General features: G+C 46.0%; 21 protein-coding genes, 2 tRNA genes, 2 rRNA genes and 1 pseudogene. 2 read left to right on the forward strand and 24 right to left on the reverse strand.

The genetic code is table 11. The features are described 5' to 3' along the window. Positions 1–82: 82 nt before the first annotated feature. From NYE45_RS26140 to NYE45_RS26170, 7 genes are all read right to left on the reverse strand, one after another. Positions 83–158 (reverse strand) — tRNA-Ala (locus tag NYE45_RS26140). A gap of 22 nt (positions 159–180) precedes the next feature. Beyond that, positions 181–257 (reverse strand) — tRNA-Ile (locus tag NYE45_RS26145). 36 nt (positions 258–293) lie between these two features. Next, positions 294–410: ribosomal RNA gene (gene rrf / locus NYE45_RS26150) — 5S ribosomal RNA — on the reverse strand. 156 nt (positions 411–566) lie between these two features. Beyond that, a 16S ribosomal RNA gene (locus tag NYE45_RS26155) occupies positions 567–2,119 on the reverse strand. 242 nt (positions 2,120–2,361) lie between these two features. Then, entirely contained in the window at positions 2,362–2,649 is a 288-nt protein-coding gene (locus NYE45_RS26160; protein WP_340014565.1) for a hypothetical protein, read from the reverse strand. Then, a complete protein-coding gene (locus tag NYE45_RS26165) occupies positions 2,649–2,879 on the reverse strand; it encodes a hypothetical protein (protein WP_017692114.1) in 231 nt (76 codons plus the stop codon). The genes NYE45_RS26160 and NYE45_RS26165 overlap by 1 nt, the downstream gene beginning before the upstream one ends. A 152-nt stretch (positions 2,880–3,031) precedes the next feature. Then, positions 3,032–3,649, reverse strand: coding sequence for a stage II sporulation protein M (locus NYE45_RS26170; RefSeq protein WP_340014566.1), 618 nt, complete (start codon positions 3,647–3,649; stop codon positions 3,032–3,034). Between the two features lie 122 nt (positions 3,650–3,771). Between NYE45_RS26170 and pdaB the strand changes: the two genes are divergently transcribed. Beyond that, positions 3,772–4,548 carry a polysaccharide deacetylase family sporulation protein PdaB gene (gene pdaB / locus NYE45_RS26175; protein ID WP_340014567.1) on the forward strand — a complete coding sequence of 259 codons (777 nt, stop codon included), beginning with the start codon at positions 3,772–3,774 and terminating at the stop codon, positions 4,546–4,548. Positions 4,549–4,648: 100 nt separating this feature from the next. On the opposite strand, the gene NYE45_RS26180 is transcribed toward pdaB, so the two are convergent. Next, complete coding sequence (locus NYE45_RS26180; RefSeq protein ID WP_062836196.1) at positions 4,649–5,281, reverse strand: KinB-signaling pathway activation protein; 633 nt, start codon at positions 5,279–5,281, stop codon at positions 4,649–4,651. Between the two features lie 125 nt (positions 5,282–5,406). On the opposite strand from NYE45_RS26180, the gene gerD reads away from it, so the two are divergent. After that, complete coding sequence (gerD, locus tag NYE45_RS26185) at positions 5,407–6,168, forward strand: spore germination lipoprotein GerD (RefSeq protein ID WP_340014568.1); 762 nt, start codon at positions 5,407–5,409, stop codon at positions 6,166–6,168. 85 nt (positions 6,169–6,253) lie between these two features. Here the strand turns inward: gerD and NYE45_RS26190 are convergent, their stop codons facing one another. The 16 genes and pseudogenes from NYE45_RS26190 to NYE45_RS26265 form a co-directional block, all read right to left on the reverse strand. Further along, positions 6,254–7,354 (reverse strand): Mrp/NBP35 family ATP-binding protein, encoded by a 1,101-nt coding sequence (locus tag NYE45_RS26190; protein ID WP_340014569.1) that lies wholly within the window; start codon positions 7,352–7,354, stop codon positions 6,254–6,256. A 79-nt stretch (positions 7,355–7,433) separates the two neighbouring features. Continuing rightward, a complete protein-coding gene (gene cwlD, locus NYE45_RS26195) occupies positions 7,434–8,189 on the reverse strand; it encodes an N-acetylmuramoyl-L-alanine amidase CwlD (RefSeq protein ID WP_169483052.1) in 756 nt (251 codons plus the stop codon). 67 nt (positions 8,190–8,256) lie between these two features. Continuing rightward, a pseudogene (sat, locus tag NYE45_RS26200) lies at positions 8,257–8,466 on the reverse strand (sulfate adenylyltransferase); the annotation flags it as partial. Between the two features lie 65 nt (positions 8,467–8,531). Further along, on the reverse strand, positions 8,532–9,224 hold the full coding sequence (locus NYE45_RS26205; RefSeq protein WP_062836192.1) for a phosphoadenylyl-sulfate reductase: 693 nt from the start codon (positions 9,222–9,224) through the stop codon (positions 8,532–8,534). Positions 9,225–10,005: 781 nt separating this feature from the next. Continuing rightward, positions 10,006–10,398: a 30S ribosomal protein S9 gene (gene rpsI / locus NYE45_RS26210; RefSeq protein ID WP_017692105.1), complete on the reverse strand. Its 393-nt coding sequence runs from the start codon at positions 10,396–10,398 to the stop codon at positions 10,006–10,008. Between the two features lie 19 nt (positions 10,399–10,417). Then, positions 10,418–10,855, reverse strand: a complete 438-nt coding sequence (gene rplM, locus NYE45_RS26215) for a 50S ribosomal protein L13 (protein ID WP_024633564.1) — start codon at positions 10,853–10,855, stop codon at positions 10,418–10,420. Positions 10,856–11,060: 205 nt separating this feature from the next. Then, positions 11,061–11,834 carry a tRNA pseudouridine(38-40) synthase TruA gene (truA, locus tag NYE45_RS26220; RefSeq protein WP_340014570.1) on the reverse strand — a complete coding sequence of 258 codons (774 nt, stop codon included), beginning with the start codon at positions 11,832–11,834 and terminating at the stop codon, positions 11,061–11,063. Between the two features lie 159 nt (positions 11,835–11,993). Next, positions 11,994–12,359 carry a 50S ribosomal protein L17 gene (rplQ, locus tag NYE45_RS26225; RefSeq protein ID WP_017692102.1) on the reverse strand — a complete coding sequence of 122 codons (366 nt, stop codon included), beginning with the start codon at positions 12,357–12,359 and terminating at the stop codon, positions 11,994–11,996. Positions 12,360–12,393: 34 nt separating this feature from the next. After that, complete coding sequence (locus NYE45_RS26230) at positions 12,394–13,338, reverse strand: DNA-directed RNA polymerase subunit alpha (protein WP_017692101.1); 945 nt, start codon at positions 13,336–13,338, stop codon at positions 12,394–12,396. Between the two features lie 136 nt (positions 13,339–13,474). Beyond that, the gene (gene rpsK, locus NYE45_RS26235; RefSeq protein WP_017692100.1) at positions 13,475–13,870 is read right to left on the reverse strand and encodes a 30S ribosomal protein S11; all 396 of its coding nucleotides are present in this window, start codon (positions 13,868–13,870) and stop codon (positions 13,475–13,477) included. A 19-nt stretch (positions 13,871–13,889) separates the two neighbouring features. After that, on the reverse strand, positions 13,890–14,258 hold the full coding sequence (rpsM, locus tag NYE45_RS26240; RefSeq protein WP_062329455.1) for a 30S ribosomal protein S13: 369 nt from the start codon (positions 14,256–14,258) through the stop codon (positions 13,890–13,892). Between the two features lie 20 nt (positions 14,259–14,278). Next, positions 14,279–14,392 carry a 50S ribosomal protein L36 gene (rpmJ, locus tag NYE45_RS26245; RefSeq protein ID WP_003333770.1) on the reverse strand — a complete coding sequence of 38 codons (114 nt, stop codon included), beginning with the start codon at positions 14,390–14,392 and terminating at the stop codon, positions 14,279–14,281. A gap of 152 nt (positions 14,393–14,544) precedes the next feature. Then, entirely contained in the window at positions 14,545–14,760 is a 216-nt protein-coding gene (gene infA / locus NYE45_RS26250) for a translation initiation factor IF-1 (RefSeq protein WP_017692098.1), read from the reverse strand. Between the two features lie 3 nt (positions 14,761–14,763). After that, positions 14,764–15,072 carry a KOW domain-containing RNA-binding protein gene (locus NYE45_RS26255; RefSeq protein WP_062836190.1) on the reverse strand — a complete coding sequence of 103 codons (309 nt, stop codon included), beginning with the start codon at positions 15,070–15,072 and terminating at the stop codon, positions 14,764–14,766. Between the two features lie 10 nt (positions 15,073–15,082). Next, complete coding sequence (gene map, locus NYE45_RS26260) at positions 15,083–15,835, reverse strand: type I methionyl aminopeptidase (protein WP_062836189.1); 753 nt, start codon at positions 15,833–15,835, stop codon at positions 15,083–15,085. Positions 15,836–15,838: 3 nt separating this feature from the next. After that, positions 15,839–16,483 (reverse strand): adenylate kinase, encoded by a 645-nt coding sequence (locus tag NYE45_RS26265; RefSeq protein WP_036607188.1) that lies wholly within the window; start codon positions 16,481–16,483, stop codon positions 15,839–15,841. Positions 16,484–16,563: the final 80 nt, after the last annotated feature.

Here is a 16,563-nt window from a genome sequence, read left to right on the forward strand (position 1 = left end):
TCATCCCTTAAAGGAATGTTCTAATTCGCGTTTGTTTCGTTTCGATATCTAGTTTTCAAAGAACAAACTTGTAAAGCATTTTTGGTGGAGCCAAGCGGGATCGAACCGCTGACCTCCTGCTTGCAAGGCAGGCGCTCTCCCAGCTGAGCTATGGCCCCATATAAAGTTTAAAGGTATAGATGGTGGGCCCTGGTGGACTCGAACCACCGGCCTCACCCTTATCAGAGGTGCGCTCTAACCAACTGAGCTAAGGGCCCACATTTTATATACTATTTGAACCCAAAATGGGTTACGCTTGGCGGCGTTCTACTCTCCCAGGACCCTGCGGTCCAAGTACCATTGACGCTGAAGGGCTTAACGGTCGTGTTCGGGATGGGAACGTGTGGAACCCCTTCGCTATCGCCACCAAACGTTTGAGAGTTTGAGCTCTCAAAACTGAGCAACGAGTGAGTGTTGTGCTCTTCATTTCATCCACACCGAAGTGATGGACCAAAATGAATCGCTGGTGCAGGTTCTTAAAACCTGCTTATTTGAATGTTTCCGTTGCAGGAAACGATTCTCCATAGAAAGGAGGTGATCCAGCCGCACCTTCCGATACGGCTACCTTGTTACGACTTCACCCCAATCATCTATCCCACCTTCGGCGGCTGGCTCCTTGCGGTTACCCCACCGACTTCGGGTGTTATAAACTCTCGTGGTGTGACGGGCGGTGTGTACAAGACCCGGGAACGTATTCACCGCGGCATGCTGATCCGCGATTACTAGCAATTCCGACTTCATGCAGGCGAGTTGCAGCCTGCAATCCGAACTGAGACCGGCTTTGTTGGGATTGGCTCCATCTCGCGATTTCGCAGCCCGTTGTACCGGCCATTGTAGTACGTGTGTAGCCCAGGTCATAAGGGGCATGATGATTTGACGTCATCCCCACCTTCCTCCGGTTTGTCACCGGCAGTCTATCTAGAGTGCCCATCCGAAATGCTGGCAACTAAATATAAGGGTTGCGCTCGTTGCGGGACTTAACCCAACATCTCACGACACGAGCTGACGACAACCATGCACCACCTGTCTCCTCTGTCCCGAAGGAAAGATACATCTCTGTACCGATCAGAGGGATGTCAAGACCTGGTAAGGTTCTTCGCGTTGCTTCGAATTAAACCACATACTCCACTGCTTGTGCGGGTCCCCGTCAATTCCTTTGAGTTTCAGTCTTGCGACCGTACTCCCCAGGCGGAGTGCTTAATGTGTTAACTTCGGCACCAAGGGTATCGAAACCCCTAACACCTAGCACTCATCGTTTACGGCGTGGACTACCAGGGTATCTAATCCTGTTTGCTCCCCACGCTTTCGCGCCTCAGCGTCAGTTACAGCCCAGAGAGTCGCCTTCGCCACTGGTGTTCCTCCACATATCTACGCATTTCACCGCTACACGTGGAATTCCACTCTCCTCTTCTGCACTCAAGTCACCCAGTTTCCAGTGCGATCCGGGGTTGAGCCCCGGGATTAAACACCAGACTTAAATGACCGCCTGCGCGCGCTTTACGCCCAATAATTCCGGACAACGCTTGCCCCCTACGTATTACCGCGGCTGCTGGCACGTAGTTAGCCGGGGCTTTCTTCTCAGGTACCGTCACCTTGAGAGCAGTTACTCTCCCAAGCGTTCTTCCCTGGCAACAGAGCTTTACGATCCGAAAACCTTCATCACTCACGCGGCATTGCTCCGTCAGGCTTTCGCCCATTGCGGAAGATTCCCTACTGCTGCCTCCCGTAGGAGTCTGGGCCGTGTCTCAGTCCCAGTGTGGCCGATCACCCTCTCAGGTCGGCTACGCATCGTCGCCTTGGTGAGCCGTTACCTCACCAACTAGCTAATGCGCCGCAGGCCCATCCCCAAGTGACAGATTGCTCCGTCTTTCCAGTTCTCTTCAGGCGAAGAAAACAACTATTCGGTATTAGCTACCGTTTCCGGTAGTTGTCCCAAACTTGAGGGCAGGTTGCCTACGTGTTACTCACCCGTCCGCCGCTAAGTATCAAGGAAGCAAGCTTCCTATCAACTCCGCTCGACTTGCATGTATTAGGCATGCCGCCAGCGTTCGTCCTGAGCCAGGATCAAACTCTCCAATAAAGATGAATTTCAGTAACGCGGTTAAACGTTATCAAAATCATCTCAGTATTTGAAAAGAGCGATAAGCTCATTTTGAATCTGACGAGATTAAAAATCTCTTTTTTCGCTTCAAAATCATACAGTCCGAAGACTTGTACCAATTTCTCAGCGTCGATCTTGCAAGCAAGATCGTTACTCACTCGTTGTTCAGTTTTCAAAGATCAAACATTCAATTCGTTGCTGTTTTTCATGTTGTCGTCGTTTCAGCGGCGACTTTTATAATATATCATGTTGAAGTTCTCTTTGCAAGCATTATTTTTTCGATTGTTTTCAATCGCTTTATTTTCATGCTTGTTTCGGTGAACCGCTCCTAAAAAAGGAACGAAAATTAATTTACCATATGAAATTAGAAAGGTCAACCCTTTTTCGACAAAAAGTATGAACTCCTCAGTAATTTCAGCATTATCTTGGTTCAGAGGTACAGCACTCGCTATTAAGAGCCGCACCTCACTTCCACTACTATACAGCGAATATATGACCAGCTTCAGCACTACGGCTTCGACTTTTTCAGCTTCCCACCTCTTGCATACTTGGACAACTCTTTTGGCGGAGCAAAGCGTGCATACATGCGGAACACAGTCTTATATCGGCTCGCGATAGCATATTTGATCTCTTGGTCAAGACGATTATCACTTAGATCGAACAGCATTTCATCTAATTCTTTACGCAGCACATAGTCTAGTTCCTTGCATTCCTTCTCGTTAAACAACATACCCAGCATTAGAGTTCTCCTTTTTGTGCATATCCTCTTTATCACACTTACACAAGTTTCATGCAGCCCCCGTGCATTCGCTTTTATGGGTGCTGCTGGAACCCGTTTTATTGTTATGGTCAACTTTCTGAAAATTTATGAATGCCAACCATCACAAAATTTTATCCTCTCACCAGAGCATACGTAAGTGTGCTTTCAATGATCGCTGCTACAAGAAGCAAGATGACAACCCAGAAAGATGCCGTTAAGGTCCTATTCATAAATGCTTTCCACCGCGTTCCAATCGTGTTTCGTTTGTCACTTCCAAGGTGTACAAGGCTTTTAATAACCAGTCCGCCAAACTTCAGTCCGAATGCGCAAGCAATAATAATGACCGGAATCTCAATTATGCCATGCGGAAGTAATCCTTTAACCACAATATCATAGAAGCTTGCTCCATAATTCATCGTGGTGTGCACCACAAATCCAAGCACCATCCCATTGATCAGCAGGAAGATGACAGGCAGAATCCCGAAGAATATACCCGCATAGATGACAAGTACACTTTTGATAGCATTATTGAAAAAGATAAACAGGAAGAAGTTCCATTGCACATTGCCTCCCTGCTCCAGCCGTTCACTGACCTCGCGTAATCCTCCGATTTGGTTCAATAGCAGCTCCTCCAGTGGACCTGTACTCACCCATCCCGCCCCTATTCCTGCGGCAAACAAAACTACCGACCAGATTAAAGCGCTGCGGATGGAACCGAGATCTCTAAGAAATGTACTGAATTTTAACATAATAACCTCCTGTAGAATCTAAAATGATGGACAAACAAGGTTCAGTGACGAATAACTGGGCAGTACGAGCATACATTGGAGAGTAAACAAGCATTTCTTATGGGAGAGGGGCGCTTATTGAAATGAACTCGTTCTATGTATTTAGCGGCAAAAAGATTAAACGTTACCTGATTGTCCTGGTTGCTGCCGTCTTTGCGATCGGTATTATCTATCTGGAGAGAGGTAATGTCTCCGTATTCTCGGAGGAAGCACCATCCGCAGTGTACAGCGTTCCAACCGAGAAGGAAGTTATTGCACTAACCTTTGACATTAGCTGGGGTGATAAACGGACAGAGCCGATTCTGAAAGTTCTTCAGGAGAATAAAGTGCAGAAGGCAACCTTTTTCCTTTCCTCCCCCTGGAGCAAGACACACCCCGAGATTGTCACAGCTATCAAAGATGCAGGATATGAAATTGGCAGCCATGGACATAGACATGAGAATTACAGCAGCCTGACCGAGGAAGAAATTCGCAAAGAGATTTCGACAGCTCATAGCATTTTAACCGATTTAACGGGAAAAGAACCGAAATTACTGCGTCTGCCCAACGGGGACTTTGACAAGCGTGTGCTTCAAGTAGCTAATAGTCTGAACTATCAGGTTGTACAGTGGGATACTGATTCCCTGGATTGGAAAAACCCTGGTGTACAGACTATTGTTGATCGCGTGGTTAGTAAAGCACATCCGGGTGACATCGTACTGCTGCATGCAAGCGATTCCTCCAAACAAACGCATGAAGCACTCCCTGTCATTATCGACAAGTTAAAAAATCAGGGCTATGAATTCGTTACCGTCTCGGAATTGCTGAATCATTCCAGTGTCGAGGGTAAAGAAGTTCGTGACCAAGCCAGTAGTCAGTAAGTGCTTGTTTGCTGGAGCGACAGCTCAAACACGAGGTTAAACGTTGAAAAGAGCTAACCAGGTTAGCTCTTTTTGGTATGTTTTTTATGCAAAACGAATTCTATGCGCGGCTTTCTTTCAAGTGTTCTGCCTTTCCACTTACACTCTGGTTCGTAGATACATCCACCAGCCTGTGCAATATCAGCATTTGGTATGCATTACATAAGAGCAAAGGAACCACAATAAATATGGTTGCAGCGTTCACATCAATACGTAATACGCCGATTGTCTCCACTATGGTGACGGCAATCATGAAAAAGAGCGTTGGTACGAGCGCAGAGATATGAGTCAGTTTTACTTTAACGTAAGCGGTAACAATTGCTGCTGCCAAAATAATGATACCTAGCACGATATCCGATATGCGTTCCCGGTCTCCCCCAACAAACAGGCGCAAAAACATCACGTCAAGCAGGGCTAACACCGTTAGTACAATCTGCACGATCTGCCAACCGCGCTTTGGAAAAACACCTTTACCCATATAATTCAATATCAGATATGCAAAGAAGCCCATTTGTGAATACACGCTGATCATTACCCCTGATCCAAAGAGGATCAGAAGATACAGAAGAAAATCATTCAATCCATTTGTTTTCTCTCCGTTCACCAGCATCATAATCAATCCTGTGCCTAGTGCTCCCGCGGCCCCAATAAGCAAGGCTGTCCAAAACAGGAAAAACCATTTACGTAAATTCAAATGTTTTCCACCCCCGAGTGTTTATTTTACCAACCTTCACAGCAAAAAACCATCATTGCTCAACATATTTCCCCCTTTCCCATCACATACTACATCCAGTATCTAATCAAGGAGGGATTGTACACATGAAACGGCCTTTGTGGCAGCTATGCTGTGTCGTACTGGGGCTATCCGTCATGCTTGCCGGCTGCGGTTCAGATCAGAGTTCTTCGCCTCCTCAGGGCAGTTATAAAGAGATGAAAACGATGGTTGTCGATATTTTGAAAAGTGATGAAGGCAAGAAAGCGGTGGAGGAAGCTCTTACAGGTCAAAGCTCATCCAGCGGTGAAGGCGGCGGTTCAGAAGAAGGTGGCGGCGGATCGGGTGGTGGTTCGGGAACCATTGGTATGAAAATGTTAATGCCTGTGCAATCTTCTGAACAAATACGTATTGCAGTAAAAGATACCATTACAGCTCCCGAATACCAGAAGGAATTTGAAAAGATCATGACAGATCCACAGTTTGCCAGTGAATTTGCCAAAGTGATCAACGCTCAAAGTAAACAGCTTCACATGCAGTTGATTAAAGATCCCACATATCAAAAGTCTGTTGGAGACATCATGAAGTCACCCGAGGTATCCAAGATGTTCATGGATATGACGAAGACTCCGGATTATCGCAAACAGACGATGACTGTTATGCAGGAAGTCATGCAAAATCCGTTGTTCCGTATGGAAGTACTCACTTTACTCAAGAAGGTTGTACAGGACGAATTGCAACCCAAAGTAGAAAGTGGCGGACAACAGGGGCAAGAGCAAGGTGGACAACAAGAGGGCCAGGGTCAAGGTGGTAGTGATGGCGGAGATGGTGGAAGCAGTGGCGATTCTGGCGAAGGCGGAGGTTCATAAACAGTAGGTGTTGATACACCATAGCATCTGAAAAGCCTGCATCCAAATGGACGCAGGCTTTAGTTGTATTTTTACACTCATGCCGTTAGAATTTCGATTCAATGGATCGGGCAACTTCATCGTAGATGGATCCGATACGGGAATCTGCTTTGTACACAGAAGGTGAGAAATCCGGCTCGGAAGGATGATTATCCGGAGTGCCTAATGGAATCTGGGCAAGCAAGCTCGTATGCAGACTCTCCGCAAGCCTTCCCCCGCCTCCACGACCGAAGACATAATCCTTCTCCCCGCAACTGCCACACTCGTAGTAAGCCATATTCTCAACCACACCAAGTAACTCATGATCGGTCTGAATGGCCATCGCACCTGCACGTGCTGCGACAAAAGCTGCTGTTGCATGCGGCGTGGTAACGATGATTTCCTTGCTCTGTGGCAACATCTGATGCACATCCAAAGCGACATCTCCCGTACCTGGTGGCAAGTCGAGTAACATATAATCCAACTCCCCCCACTGGACATCCGTAAAGAATTGACGTAGCATCCGACCGAGCATGGGTCCACGCCAGATTACCGGGTTGTTCTCCCGAATAAAGAAGCCCATCGACATGACTTTGACGCCGAAGCGCTCAACCGGTTGAATAACGCCATCTTCGACTACCGGATATTCCTCAATCCCCATCATGTCGGGTACACTGAAGCCGTAGATGTCGGCATCAATTAATCCCACTTTCTTACCTTGTCGTGCCAAGGCTGCAGCCAGATTAACGGTCACCGTTGATTTACCAACGCCACCTTTACCACTGGCCACTGCAATAAAACGAACGCCCGATTCAGGACTTAACAGCTCATGTCCATCCAGACCCGCTGCGTGACCTTTCACAAGCACTTCGTCCGGATCCGGCTCATCATCAGGTTGTCCCAAATTCAGGCTCTCACGATCATGCTCAGAAGCTGCACGCACGCGAATATGTACATCCTTCATTCCGTGCTGGGACAACAGATTACGTGCTGCATCGCTCAAGGCTGTTGTATCCTCAGGCCGATTCTCCAGTGTCACCATGGTCAAAGCCACATGATTTTCTTTCACCATAATATCACGAACCCATTCCAGTTCGGTCAGACTTACTCCCAATTGCGGTTCTTGTAATGGCTGTAATAGTTCAAGTATCTGTTCTTTTGATAACATCAGACAGCACCTCAGCTTTATCTATTGGCATGTAATTAGGTATGCTGTTCCAATTATATCATTACCCTTCTTGTTATGACTAACTTTTAGGTCGTTCTCCTGAGGAATATCTGAGAACTCCATTATAGATCGAAGCAGCTACTTTACGTTGATAAGCTTCGTCCGCAAGCATACGTGCCTCTTCTGGATGAGAAAGAAAACCCACTTCTACCAGCGCTGACGGGATTTTCAGAGCCTGTAACAGGTAAACTGTATTCACCGTTTTGGCGATTCGATCAGTATTCTCCAGATTACGAACCATCTCTTGTTGAAGCAGATTGGCCAGTCCTTCGTTATCCGGATGGTTAGGTGTATAGAAAACCTGTGCTCCACTCCATCGGTTTGATGGGACACTGTTCATGTGAATGCTGATAAATAGATCCGCTTGCTTATCCTCTATCCTCCGTACTCTTTGTTTCAGATCTTCCGTCTTGCGTTTGGAGTACCCCCTGGTGTCCGATTCTGCCAGATCGGTGTCTATTTCTCGTGTCATCACAACTAAAGCCCCTGCTTGTTGCAAATAATCTCTTACATACAAGGCGATAGCCAGGTTGATATCCTTTTCAATAACCCCCTGTTTACTCACCGCTCCTCCATCTGGACCTCCGTGTCCTGCATCAATAGCAATGACCTTACCCGCCATCGGTAAACTCCAGTAACCTGACGTCTTCGCTGAAGGCAGCTCATAGGACATTACCGCCACTAACATGGCTAGCAAACCGAGGCTTAACATGACTCTCTTGATTGTCTTTAACCTGATCCAGACTACAAAGTGCTTCCCCATATTTTTACGCATAAAAAACCACCTCGTCCCTATAAATGACTCTAATCATCTATATGGGACAAGATGGACAAATATACCGTTAGGACCGGACTTGCTCTGCCATTCCTTCAATCAGCACCTCAGCTACCTCAGGACGTGTAAACTCAGGTGGAGGGCATTGGCCGTCACGTAGCAACCCGCGCACTTTGGTGCCGGAAAGCGTCATGTGGTGTTCCTTATCATGTGGACAAGTTTTGCTGGATGCCATATTTCCACATTTGGTACAGAAGAAACGATGCTCGAAGAACAACACACTGAACTAGCGTCCCTCCTTGAGGCAGAATCGATGTCATCTTGCAGCTCCTTGTTTATCTATTACTTATGAAGGCCACATTCCGTTTTATCATTACCAGACCAGCGTCCAGCACGTGGGTCCTCGCCAGGCATAACTTGACGTGTGCAATGCTCACAACCAATACTCGGGTAATTCTGATCATGAAGTGGGTTATATACAACGTTATTGTCACGAATATATTGCCATACATCTTCTGTCGTCCAATGCGCAATTGGATTAAACTTCATCAAGCCGAATTTTGAGTCATATTCAATCTTTTTTGAATTTGCACGGGTTGGCGCCTGATCTCTACGGATACCTGTAATCCAAGCATCGTACTGTGAAAGAATACGTGTCAGTGGCTCGACTTTGCGGATATTGCAACATCCATTGGGGTCAGACTTCCACATCTCTTCACCATGTTGAGCTGCCTGCTCTTCAGGCGTAATCTTAGGTGAGACACGTACAAAATCAAGATTATAGTTCTCCTGCATCTTATCACGTGTTTCGTATGTTTCCTTAAAGTGAAAATCCGTATCCAGATAAAAAATATCTGTGGATGGGCTGATCTTTTGCAGCATATCTACAAGTACGACATCTTCTGCACCAAAACTACATGCAAAAGTGATATTTGGAAATGTCTCAATCGCATACCGAATAATATCCTCTGGACTCGCATGTTCCAGTTCCTCTGCCTTAGTCCGTGCCAATTCTTCTTTCTCCAACAAGTTCATCTGTGAATTTCCCCCATTCTGCATTTCAATACATTCTAAAGCCGACTAATCTAATATGAATTATGTTTAGTATAAATCTTTCATTGGGGATGTCAATGCCTGCCATATGGTAAAATAAATCAGTTTTCACCCTCACTTAAACGTCTCTTTCACACAATATTTTGTTACAGTTTACGCATTTCTCTGTTAGTCAGATAAAAACAATCCAATTGCTTCAAGTCACCGGGCAGATCAAAGTAGATTACATATCCTTGGAAACCTTTGCTGCTGTTCGGTTTGCACAGTTCATGTCTACATGAGCAGAATTAAAAGCGCCAGTTGATTGAGAATGAAGAAAGAAAAGAACAAGTTTGAAGCTGAGTAGGATTGCAACATATAGTAATTGATATGTAAGGGACTTTTATCGTTTCCATAAGAAATACTGATGAGCCTTAGATCAGAGAATGAAGTGCAAAACAGCATACCGAATGCATTCAGTGAATTCAGTGTGAGCCCAACAGATGACCATGTAAGGAACTGCTATAGAAAGTAGAGGTGAAAGATCGATAAGAGTAAATCGAATGATGTAAAACGGATTTAGAGAGGTTCTTTAAGATGTATTAACGCACATACTAAAAGGTTGTATGGAGGAACATTAAGAGGACTCGACAACAGCAATGAAGGTACAATGTACAAACATGTGGAGAGATATGAGAGCTATATTACAGCAACTGATGCAGTATAAGGTGAGTAGTCATGAACATATAAAAAAGCCTTTGACCGAGGCCAAAGGCTTTTAATATTAACGTTTGGAGAACTGAGGTGCGCGACGAGCCGCTTTAAGACCGTATTTTTTACGCTCTTTCATACGTGGGTCACGAGTCAGGAATCCTGCTTTTTTCAGGGATGCACGGTATTCCGGATCTGCTTTCAACAGAGCGCGGGAGATACCATGACGGATTGCGCCGGCTTGACCGGAGATTCCGCCACCATGAGCAATAACAAGAACGTCATAGTTGTTAAGCGTTTCTGTCAAGTTCAGTGGTTGTTTTACGATCAGTTTGAGTGTTTCCAAACCGAAGTATTCATTAATATCACGTTTATTGATGACAATGCGTCCTTCACCCGGTACAAGGCGAACACGTGCTACCGAATGTTTACGACGACCTGTCCCATAGTATTGTACTTGTGCCATGAAACTGTCCTCCTTTTAATTAACCGCGAAGTTCGTAAACTTCTGGTTTTTGTGCTGCATGTGGATGCTCAGTGCCTCTGTACGCTTTAAGTCTCAACTTCATTTTCTCGCCCATGCGAGTTTTTGGAAGCATACCGCGAACAGCCAATTCCAACATACGCTCAGGTTTGTTTTTAACCATCTCTTCAGCTGTAGTTACTTTCAAACCACCTGGGTGCATTGAGTGACGGTAGTATTTTTTACCTTGCATTTTCTTACCAGTCAATACGATTTTCTCAGCATTGATGATAACAACGAAATCGCCAGTGTCCACATGTGGAGTGAATTGTGGCTTGTGTTTGCCGCGAATCAAAGCAGCTGCTTCGCTCGCCAAACGTCCGAGGGTTTTGCCTTCAGCATCAATGATGTGCCATTGGCGCTCAACTTCGTTAGGCTTAGCCATGTACGTAGTACGCATGAAAAGTTCCTCCTTAAAATGTTCAAAATCATCATTTTCATTTATCTTCGTTCGTTAAGTTATAACTTTAGGTGTTGATGGATTGTAAATTCGATGTGAACCTCTTAATTGGGGCTGTGGGAAAGCCATTAAGAAAACACAACTTTTATATTACATGATAGGCGATTAAATCGCAAGTGTTAATTAAGCTTTTCACTCACCAAATTTAATCTTTTTTGTATTCAAGATCCCAGAGCATTAAACCGCAGCTAACTGCAGTAGGTCCTGCAGCAGATCGATTACATGCAGCAATCATATTCGGTACATCAGAGGCTTCCCGTTTGCCCTCTCCGATCTCCAGCAGTGTCCCTACAATGATACGAACCATATGCTGCAAAAAGCCGTTACCACTCACATAAATGTGAATGACACCCTGATCGCGCGGATGGTCTCTGCACATTGATCGGTCCACTTCCATCCATGCTTCGTATACCGAACGTACATGATTCTCTTTCTGGGACTTGCGTGAAGCAAAAGAGGTAAAGTCATACGTCCCTATGAAATGACGCAAGCCCTCCTGCATTGCCCTAACGTCCAGCTTCGCATGATGATGATACTGCAATCTTCTGTTGAATACATCCGGAAATTGATTCGCATTGACTGTATAACGATACGTTTTCTTTTTCGCTGCATAGCGAGAATGAAAATCAGCCGAAACTTCAATCGCATCAATAACGACAATATCGGATGGTAGTCTGGAGTTGAGTGCAATACACCAACGTTCAATCGGGATCTGGGACTCCGTAGGAAAATTGAAGATCTGTCTGCGAGCGTGAACGCCTGCATCTGTTCGGCCTGAACCTGTAATCTTAACAGTTTCACCAGTCAAAGCACGAATCGCATCTTCAAGATGGTCCTGAATGGTATTCCCTCCCGGCTGTATTTGGAAGCCGTAGTAGGCAGTGCCATCATAAGTTAACGTCATACATAAGTTCCGCATTATTACCACACCTTTGTTCCATACTATACATATCCCTATCCCGAACAGCAAAAGAAGCCCCTTACGGAGCTTCTATTACAGCACGAATTCCGAAATGAAGAGAAAAAAAGGGTTAATCCAGAATCGTTGATTCTGTCCCCTTTCCTCATCTCATCTGTTTTACGCGCGGTCTACCAGTTCCAAGTAAACCATTGGCGCAGCGTCACCACGACGAGGTCCCAGTTTCAGGATACGAGTGTATCCACCTGGACGCTCAGCGTAACGACCGGACAATTCGCTAAACAGTTTTTGGATTGCATCTTGCTCACCATCGATAGTTTCGCGGCGAACATAAGCTGCCACTTGGCGACGGGCATGAAGATCTCCCTTTTTCGCTTTAGTGATCAGTTTTTCAGCAATAGAGCGAACCTCTTTTGCTTTCGCTTCAGTTGTCTGAATGCGTTCGTATAAGAACAGGTCGGTTACCAGGTCACGGAACAAAGCTTTACGTGCGCTGGAATTACGGCCCAACTTTTGGTATGCCATTGTTTTCCCTCCTTCACTTCAAGCACTCGGCTGTCTATTCTTCTGTACGGAGTCCCAAACCAAGTTCCTCAAGCTTCTCTTGAACTTCTTCCAAAGACTTGCGTCCGAGGTTACGGACTTTCATCATGTCTTCTTCCGTTTTCGTAGTCAGCTCTTGCACAGTATTAATACCGGCACGTTTGAGGCAGTTGTAGGAACGAACAGAGAGATCCAGCTCTTCGATCGTCATTTCGAGTACTTTTTCTTTTTTGTCTTCTTCTTTTTCGACCATGATCTCTGCATCTTTCGCTTCGTCTGTAAGACCCACGAAGAGCATCAAATGCTCAGTCAAAATTTTAGCGCCAAGGCTTACAGCCTCTTCAGGACGAATACTTCCATCAGTCCAAACTTCCAACGTGAGCTTGTCATAGTTGGTCACTTGACCGACACGCGTATTTTCCACAGCGTAGTTAACGCGACTGATCGGGGTGAAGATGGAATCGACTGGGATGACGCCGATCGGCTGGTCATCGCGTTTATTCCGATCTGCCTGGACGTAGCCGCGACCGCGATTGGCAAAAATACGCATGTGAAGTCTCGAACCTGGTCCGAGCGTAGCAATGTGCAAATCCGGGTTAAGGATTTCCACATCGGAGTCAGCACGGATATCTCCAGCCGTAATTGCTCCTTCGCCTTCAGCATCAATCTCGAGCACTTTCTCCTCATCCGAATGAATCTTAAGCGACAAAGCTTTCAGGTTAAGAATAACCTCCGTAACATCTTCCATTACGCCAGGAACTGTAGCAAATTCATGCAGAACGCCATCGATTTGAACCGAAGACACTGCCGCACCCGGCAGTGACGAGAGCAAGATTCGGCGAAGCGAGTTTCCAAGCGTCGTACCGTATCCGCGCTCAAGCGGTTCTACTACGAATTTCCCATAGGTGCCATCATCGTTGACGTCTACCGTCTCAATTTTCGGCTTTTCGATTTCAATCACTGCAATACCCCTCCTTCAAAACGTCGGTCCTCTATGAAACATTTACCTTCTCTTGCGAAAACATGTAGTAGTATGCCTAAACAACCATTATTAGCAGATTGTGCCGGAAATATACCACACGCAGGGGCAAATCTCATTAGACACGACGACGTTTTGGAGGACGGCATCCGTTATGCGGGACTGGAGTTACGTCTTTGATCAGGTTAACTTCAAGACCAGCAGCTTGCAAAGAGCGGATCGCTGCTTCACGGCCTGCGCCTGGTCCTTTAACCATAACCTCAACGGCTTTCATCCCATGTTCCATTGCAGCTTTGGCAGCAGTCTCAGCAGCCATTTGTGCAGCAAACGGAGTCGATTTACGGGAACCTCTGAATCCGAGGCCGCCTGAGCTTGCCCACGAAATTGCATTTCCGTGAGGATCCGTAATAGTAACGATAGTGTTATTGAAAGTGGAACGGATATGCGCCACGCCAGATTCAATATTCTTACGGTCACGACGTTTAGTACGTACGACTTTTTTCGGTTTAGCCATTTTCTCTTATCCCCCCTTATTATTTCTTCTTGTTCGCTACTGTACGACGAGGACCTTTACGAGTACGAGCATTCGTTTTCGTACGTTGTCCACGAACAGGCAGACCACGACGATGACGAACTCCACGGTAACAACCGATCTCCGTCAAACGTTTAATATTCAAAGAGATTTCTCGACGCAGGTCACCTTCTACTTTGACCTCTTTATCGATACTTTCACGCAATTTGCTGACTTCATCTTCCGTCAAATCACGAACACGAGTGTCCGGATTGATGCCTGTTGTGCTCAGAATTTTCTGGGAAGTCGTTTTACCGATTCCGAAAATATAAGTCAAGGCGATCTCAACGCGCTTATCACGTGGCAAATCCACACCAGCTATACGTGCCATTTTACGCTACACCCCCTTCTTTAACCTTGTTTTTGTTTGTGTTTCGGATTTTCACAGATAACCATAACATTCCCTTTGCGGCGAATGACTTTGCATTTTTCGCAAATCGGCTTGACCGAAGGTCTTACCTTCATGTGAATTACCTCCTCAAAGTTTTGCTTAGCAAAACCCTCTTCGTAAGCATTGACCTTGTTCTACTATTGTAAAACCGGCTTCGAAGCTTTCGCAAGTTTTGCCGGGCAAAACCCGCTTCATAAGCTTCACAGTTCATTGCAACTGTCTACTACTATTTACGGTAAGTTATACGACCTTTTGTTAAATCATAAGGCGACAACTGAACAACTACTTTGTCTCCAGTCAGGATACGGATAAAGTGCATCCGCAGTTTTCCGGAAACGTGAGCGAGAATTTGATGACCGTTCTCAAGCTCAACCTTGAATGTTGCATTCGGTAGCGGTTCGAGAACCGTACCTTCCACTTCAATGACATCTTCCTTGGCCATTAGTCAGTCTCCTTTCTCTTCAGCTTGAATGTTGGTGGATTCCAGAAATGAATGAACCGCATAGCGGAGCTTTCCATTTGTCACCCGACCACACTCGTTTAAACTGTTCACAACCTCGCTGCTAATCATGGGTTGGAGTTCAAGATGAAGAAGATTCTTCTTCTTGGGTTGATCAAACTTACGTTTGTCTCCATCCGCAATATATACGAACCTACTGTCCGCTATAGCAACAATTACTGCGGCTTGGTCCGCATTGCGGCCTTTACGGATCTTCACAAGTTGACCGAGCTGCGGATTAGACTGATTGTTCATGCCTTATCACCTACGCATTCAGTTTCGTGAAAATTTCCATACCATCTGGTGTAACTGCTACGGTGTGTTCAAAGTGGGCACATAACGTTCCATCAACTGTGACGACAGTCCAGTTATCTTCCAACGTTTTCACATACCGTCTACCTACGTTAACCATCGGCTCTATGGCCAGCACCATGCCCGCTTTAAGCCGTGGTCCCCGATCGGGAAGACCATAGTTCGGAATCTGTGGTTCTTCGTGCAGATCCGCACCTATGCCGTGACCGACATATTCACGCACTACGGAGAACCCTTCATCTTCAATATATTTCTGAATCGCATGAGATATTGTAAACAAGCGAACGTCCGGTTTTACCAGCGCCAGACCTGCGTATAACGAAGCCTCGGTAACGTCCAGAAGACGACGGGCTTCTTCGGAAATACGGCCGACCGGATAAGTCCAGGCGGAATCTCCATGATACCCCTGGTACTGCGCGCCAATGTCAAACGTAACGATATCGCCCTCGTTCAACTTGCGTTTGCCGGGAAATCCATGTACCAACTCTTCATTTACTGAAGCGCACACACTGGCAGGGAAACCGTTATAACCTTTGAAAGACGGCACAGCTCCTTGACTGCGGATGTATTGATCGGCCATATGGTCAAGTTCTCCAGTCGTAATACCGGGAGCGATATGCTCTGCCAAGAGACGATGCGTTTCCGCAACAATTCTCCCTGCTTCCCTCATCAAGCCCAGTTCCGTTTCGGACTTACCAATGATCATCAATTAACCTCTCAGTAAGGACACGATTTCTTGAGAAACTTGATCGATATCCTGTTCTCCGTTCATTTGACGAAGAAGACCTTTAGTCTCATAGAACGTGAGGAGTGGTGCTGTTTTGTTGATATACTCGTCCAGTCGGGTACCTACACTCTCTTCATTATCATCAGAGCGTTGATACAACTCACCGGCGCATTTATCACAAATACCTTCCTGCTTAGGCGGATTGAATACCACATGATATGTGGAACCACAGTTCTTACAAATTCGACGACCCGTCAAACGGGCGAGCAATTTGTTGCGATCCACTTTCAGGTTGATTACATGATCGAGACCTGAGTTCAATCGATCCAGAATGCCATCGAGCGCTTCTGCTTGCGAAAGGGTTCTTGGAAATCCGTCCAAGAGGAAACCTTCTCTGCAGTCAGGCTGCTGCAAACGTTCTTCAACGATGCCAATGGTTACATCATCTGGTACAAGCAATCCTTGATCCATATATTCCTTGGCTTTCATGCCAATGGGAGTTCCCTGTTTGATCGCGAGACGAAATGCATCGCCTGTTGAAATATGGGGAATACCGAACTCTTTCACGATGACGTCTGCTTGCGTTCCTTTTCCTGCCCCCGGAGGGCCCATGAATAGGATGTTCACGTTATGTCACTCCCTCCAAGACTACCCTACATCAACAAACAGCACAATAGGTGCCGGCAAGTAAATCTTCACTCGACCGG

The organism is Paenibacillus sp. FSL K6-1318 (genome assembly GCF_037976905.1).
In the GTDB taxonomy this organism is placed as follows: Bacteria; Bacillota; Bacilli; order Paenibacillales; family Paenibacillaceae; genus Paenibacillus; species Paenibacillus amylolyticus_A.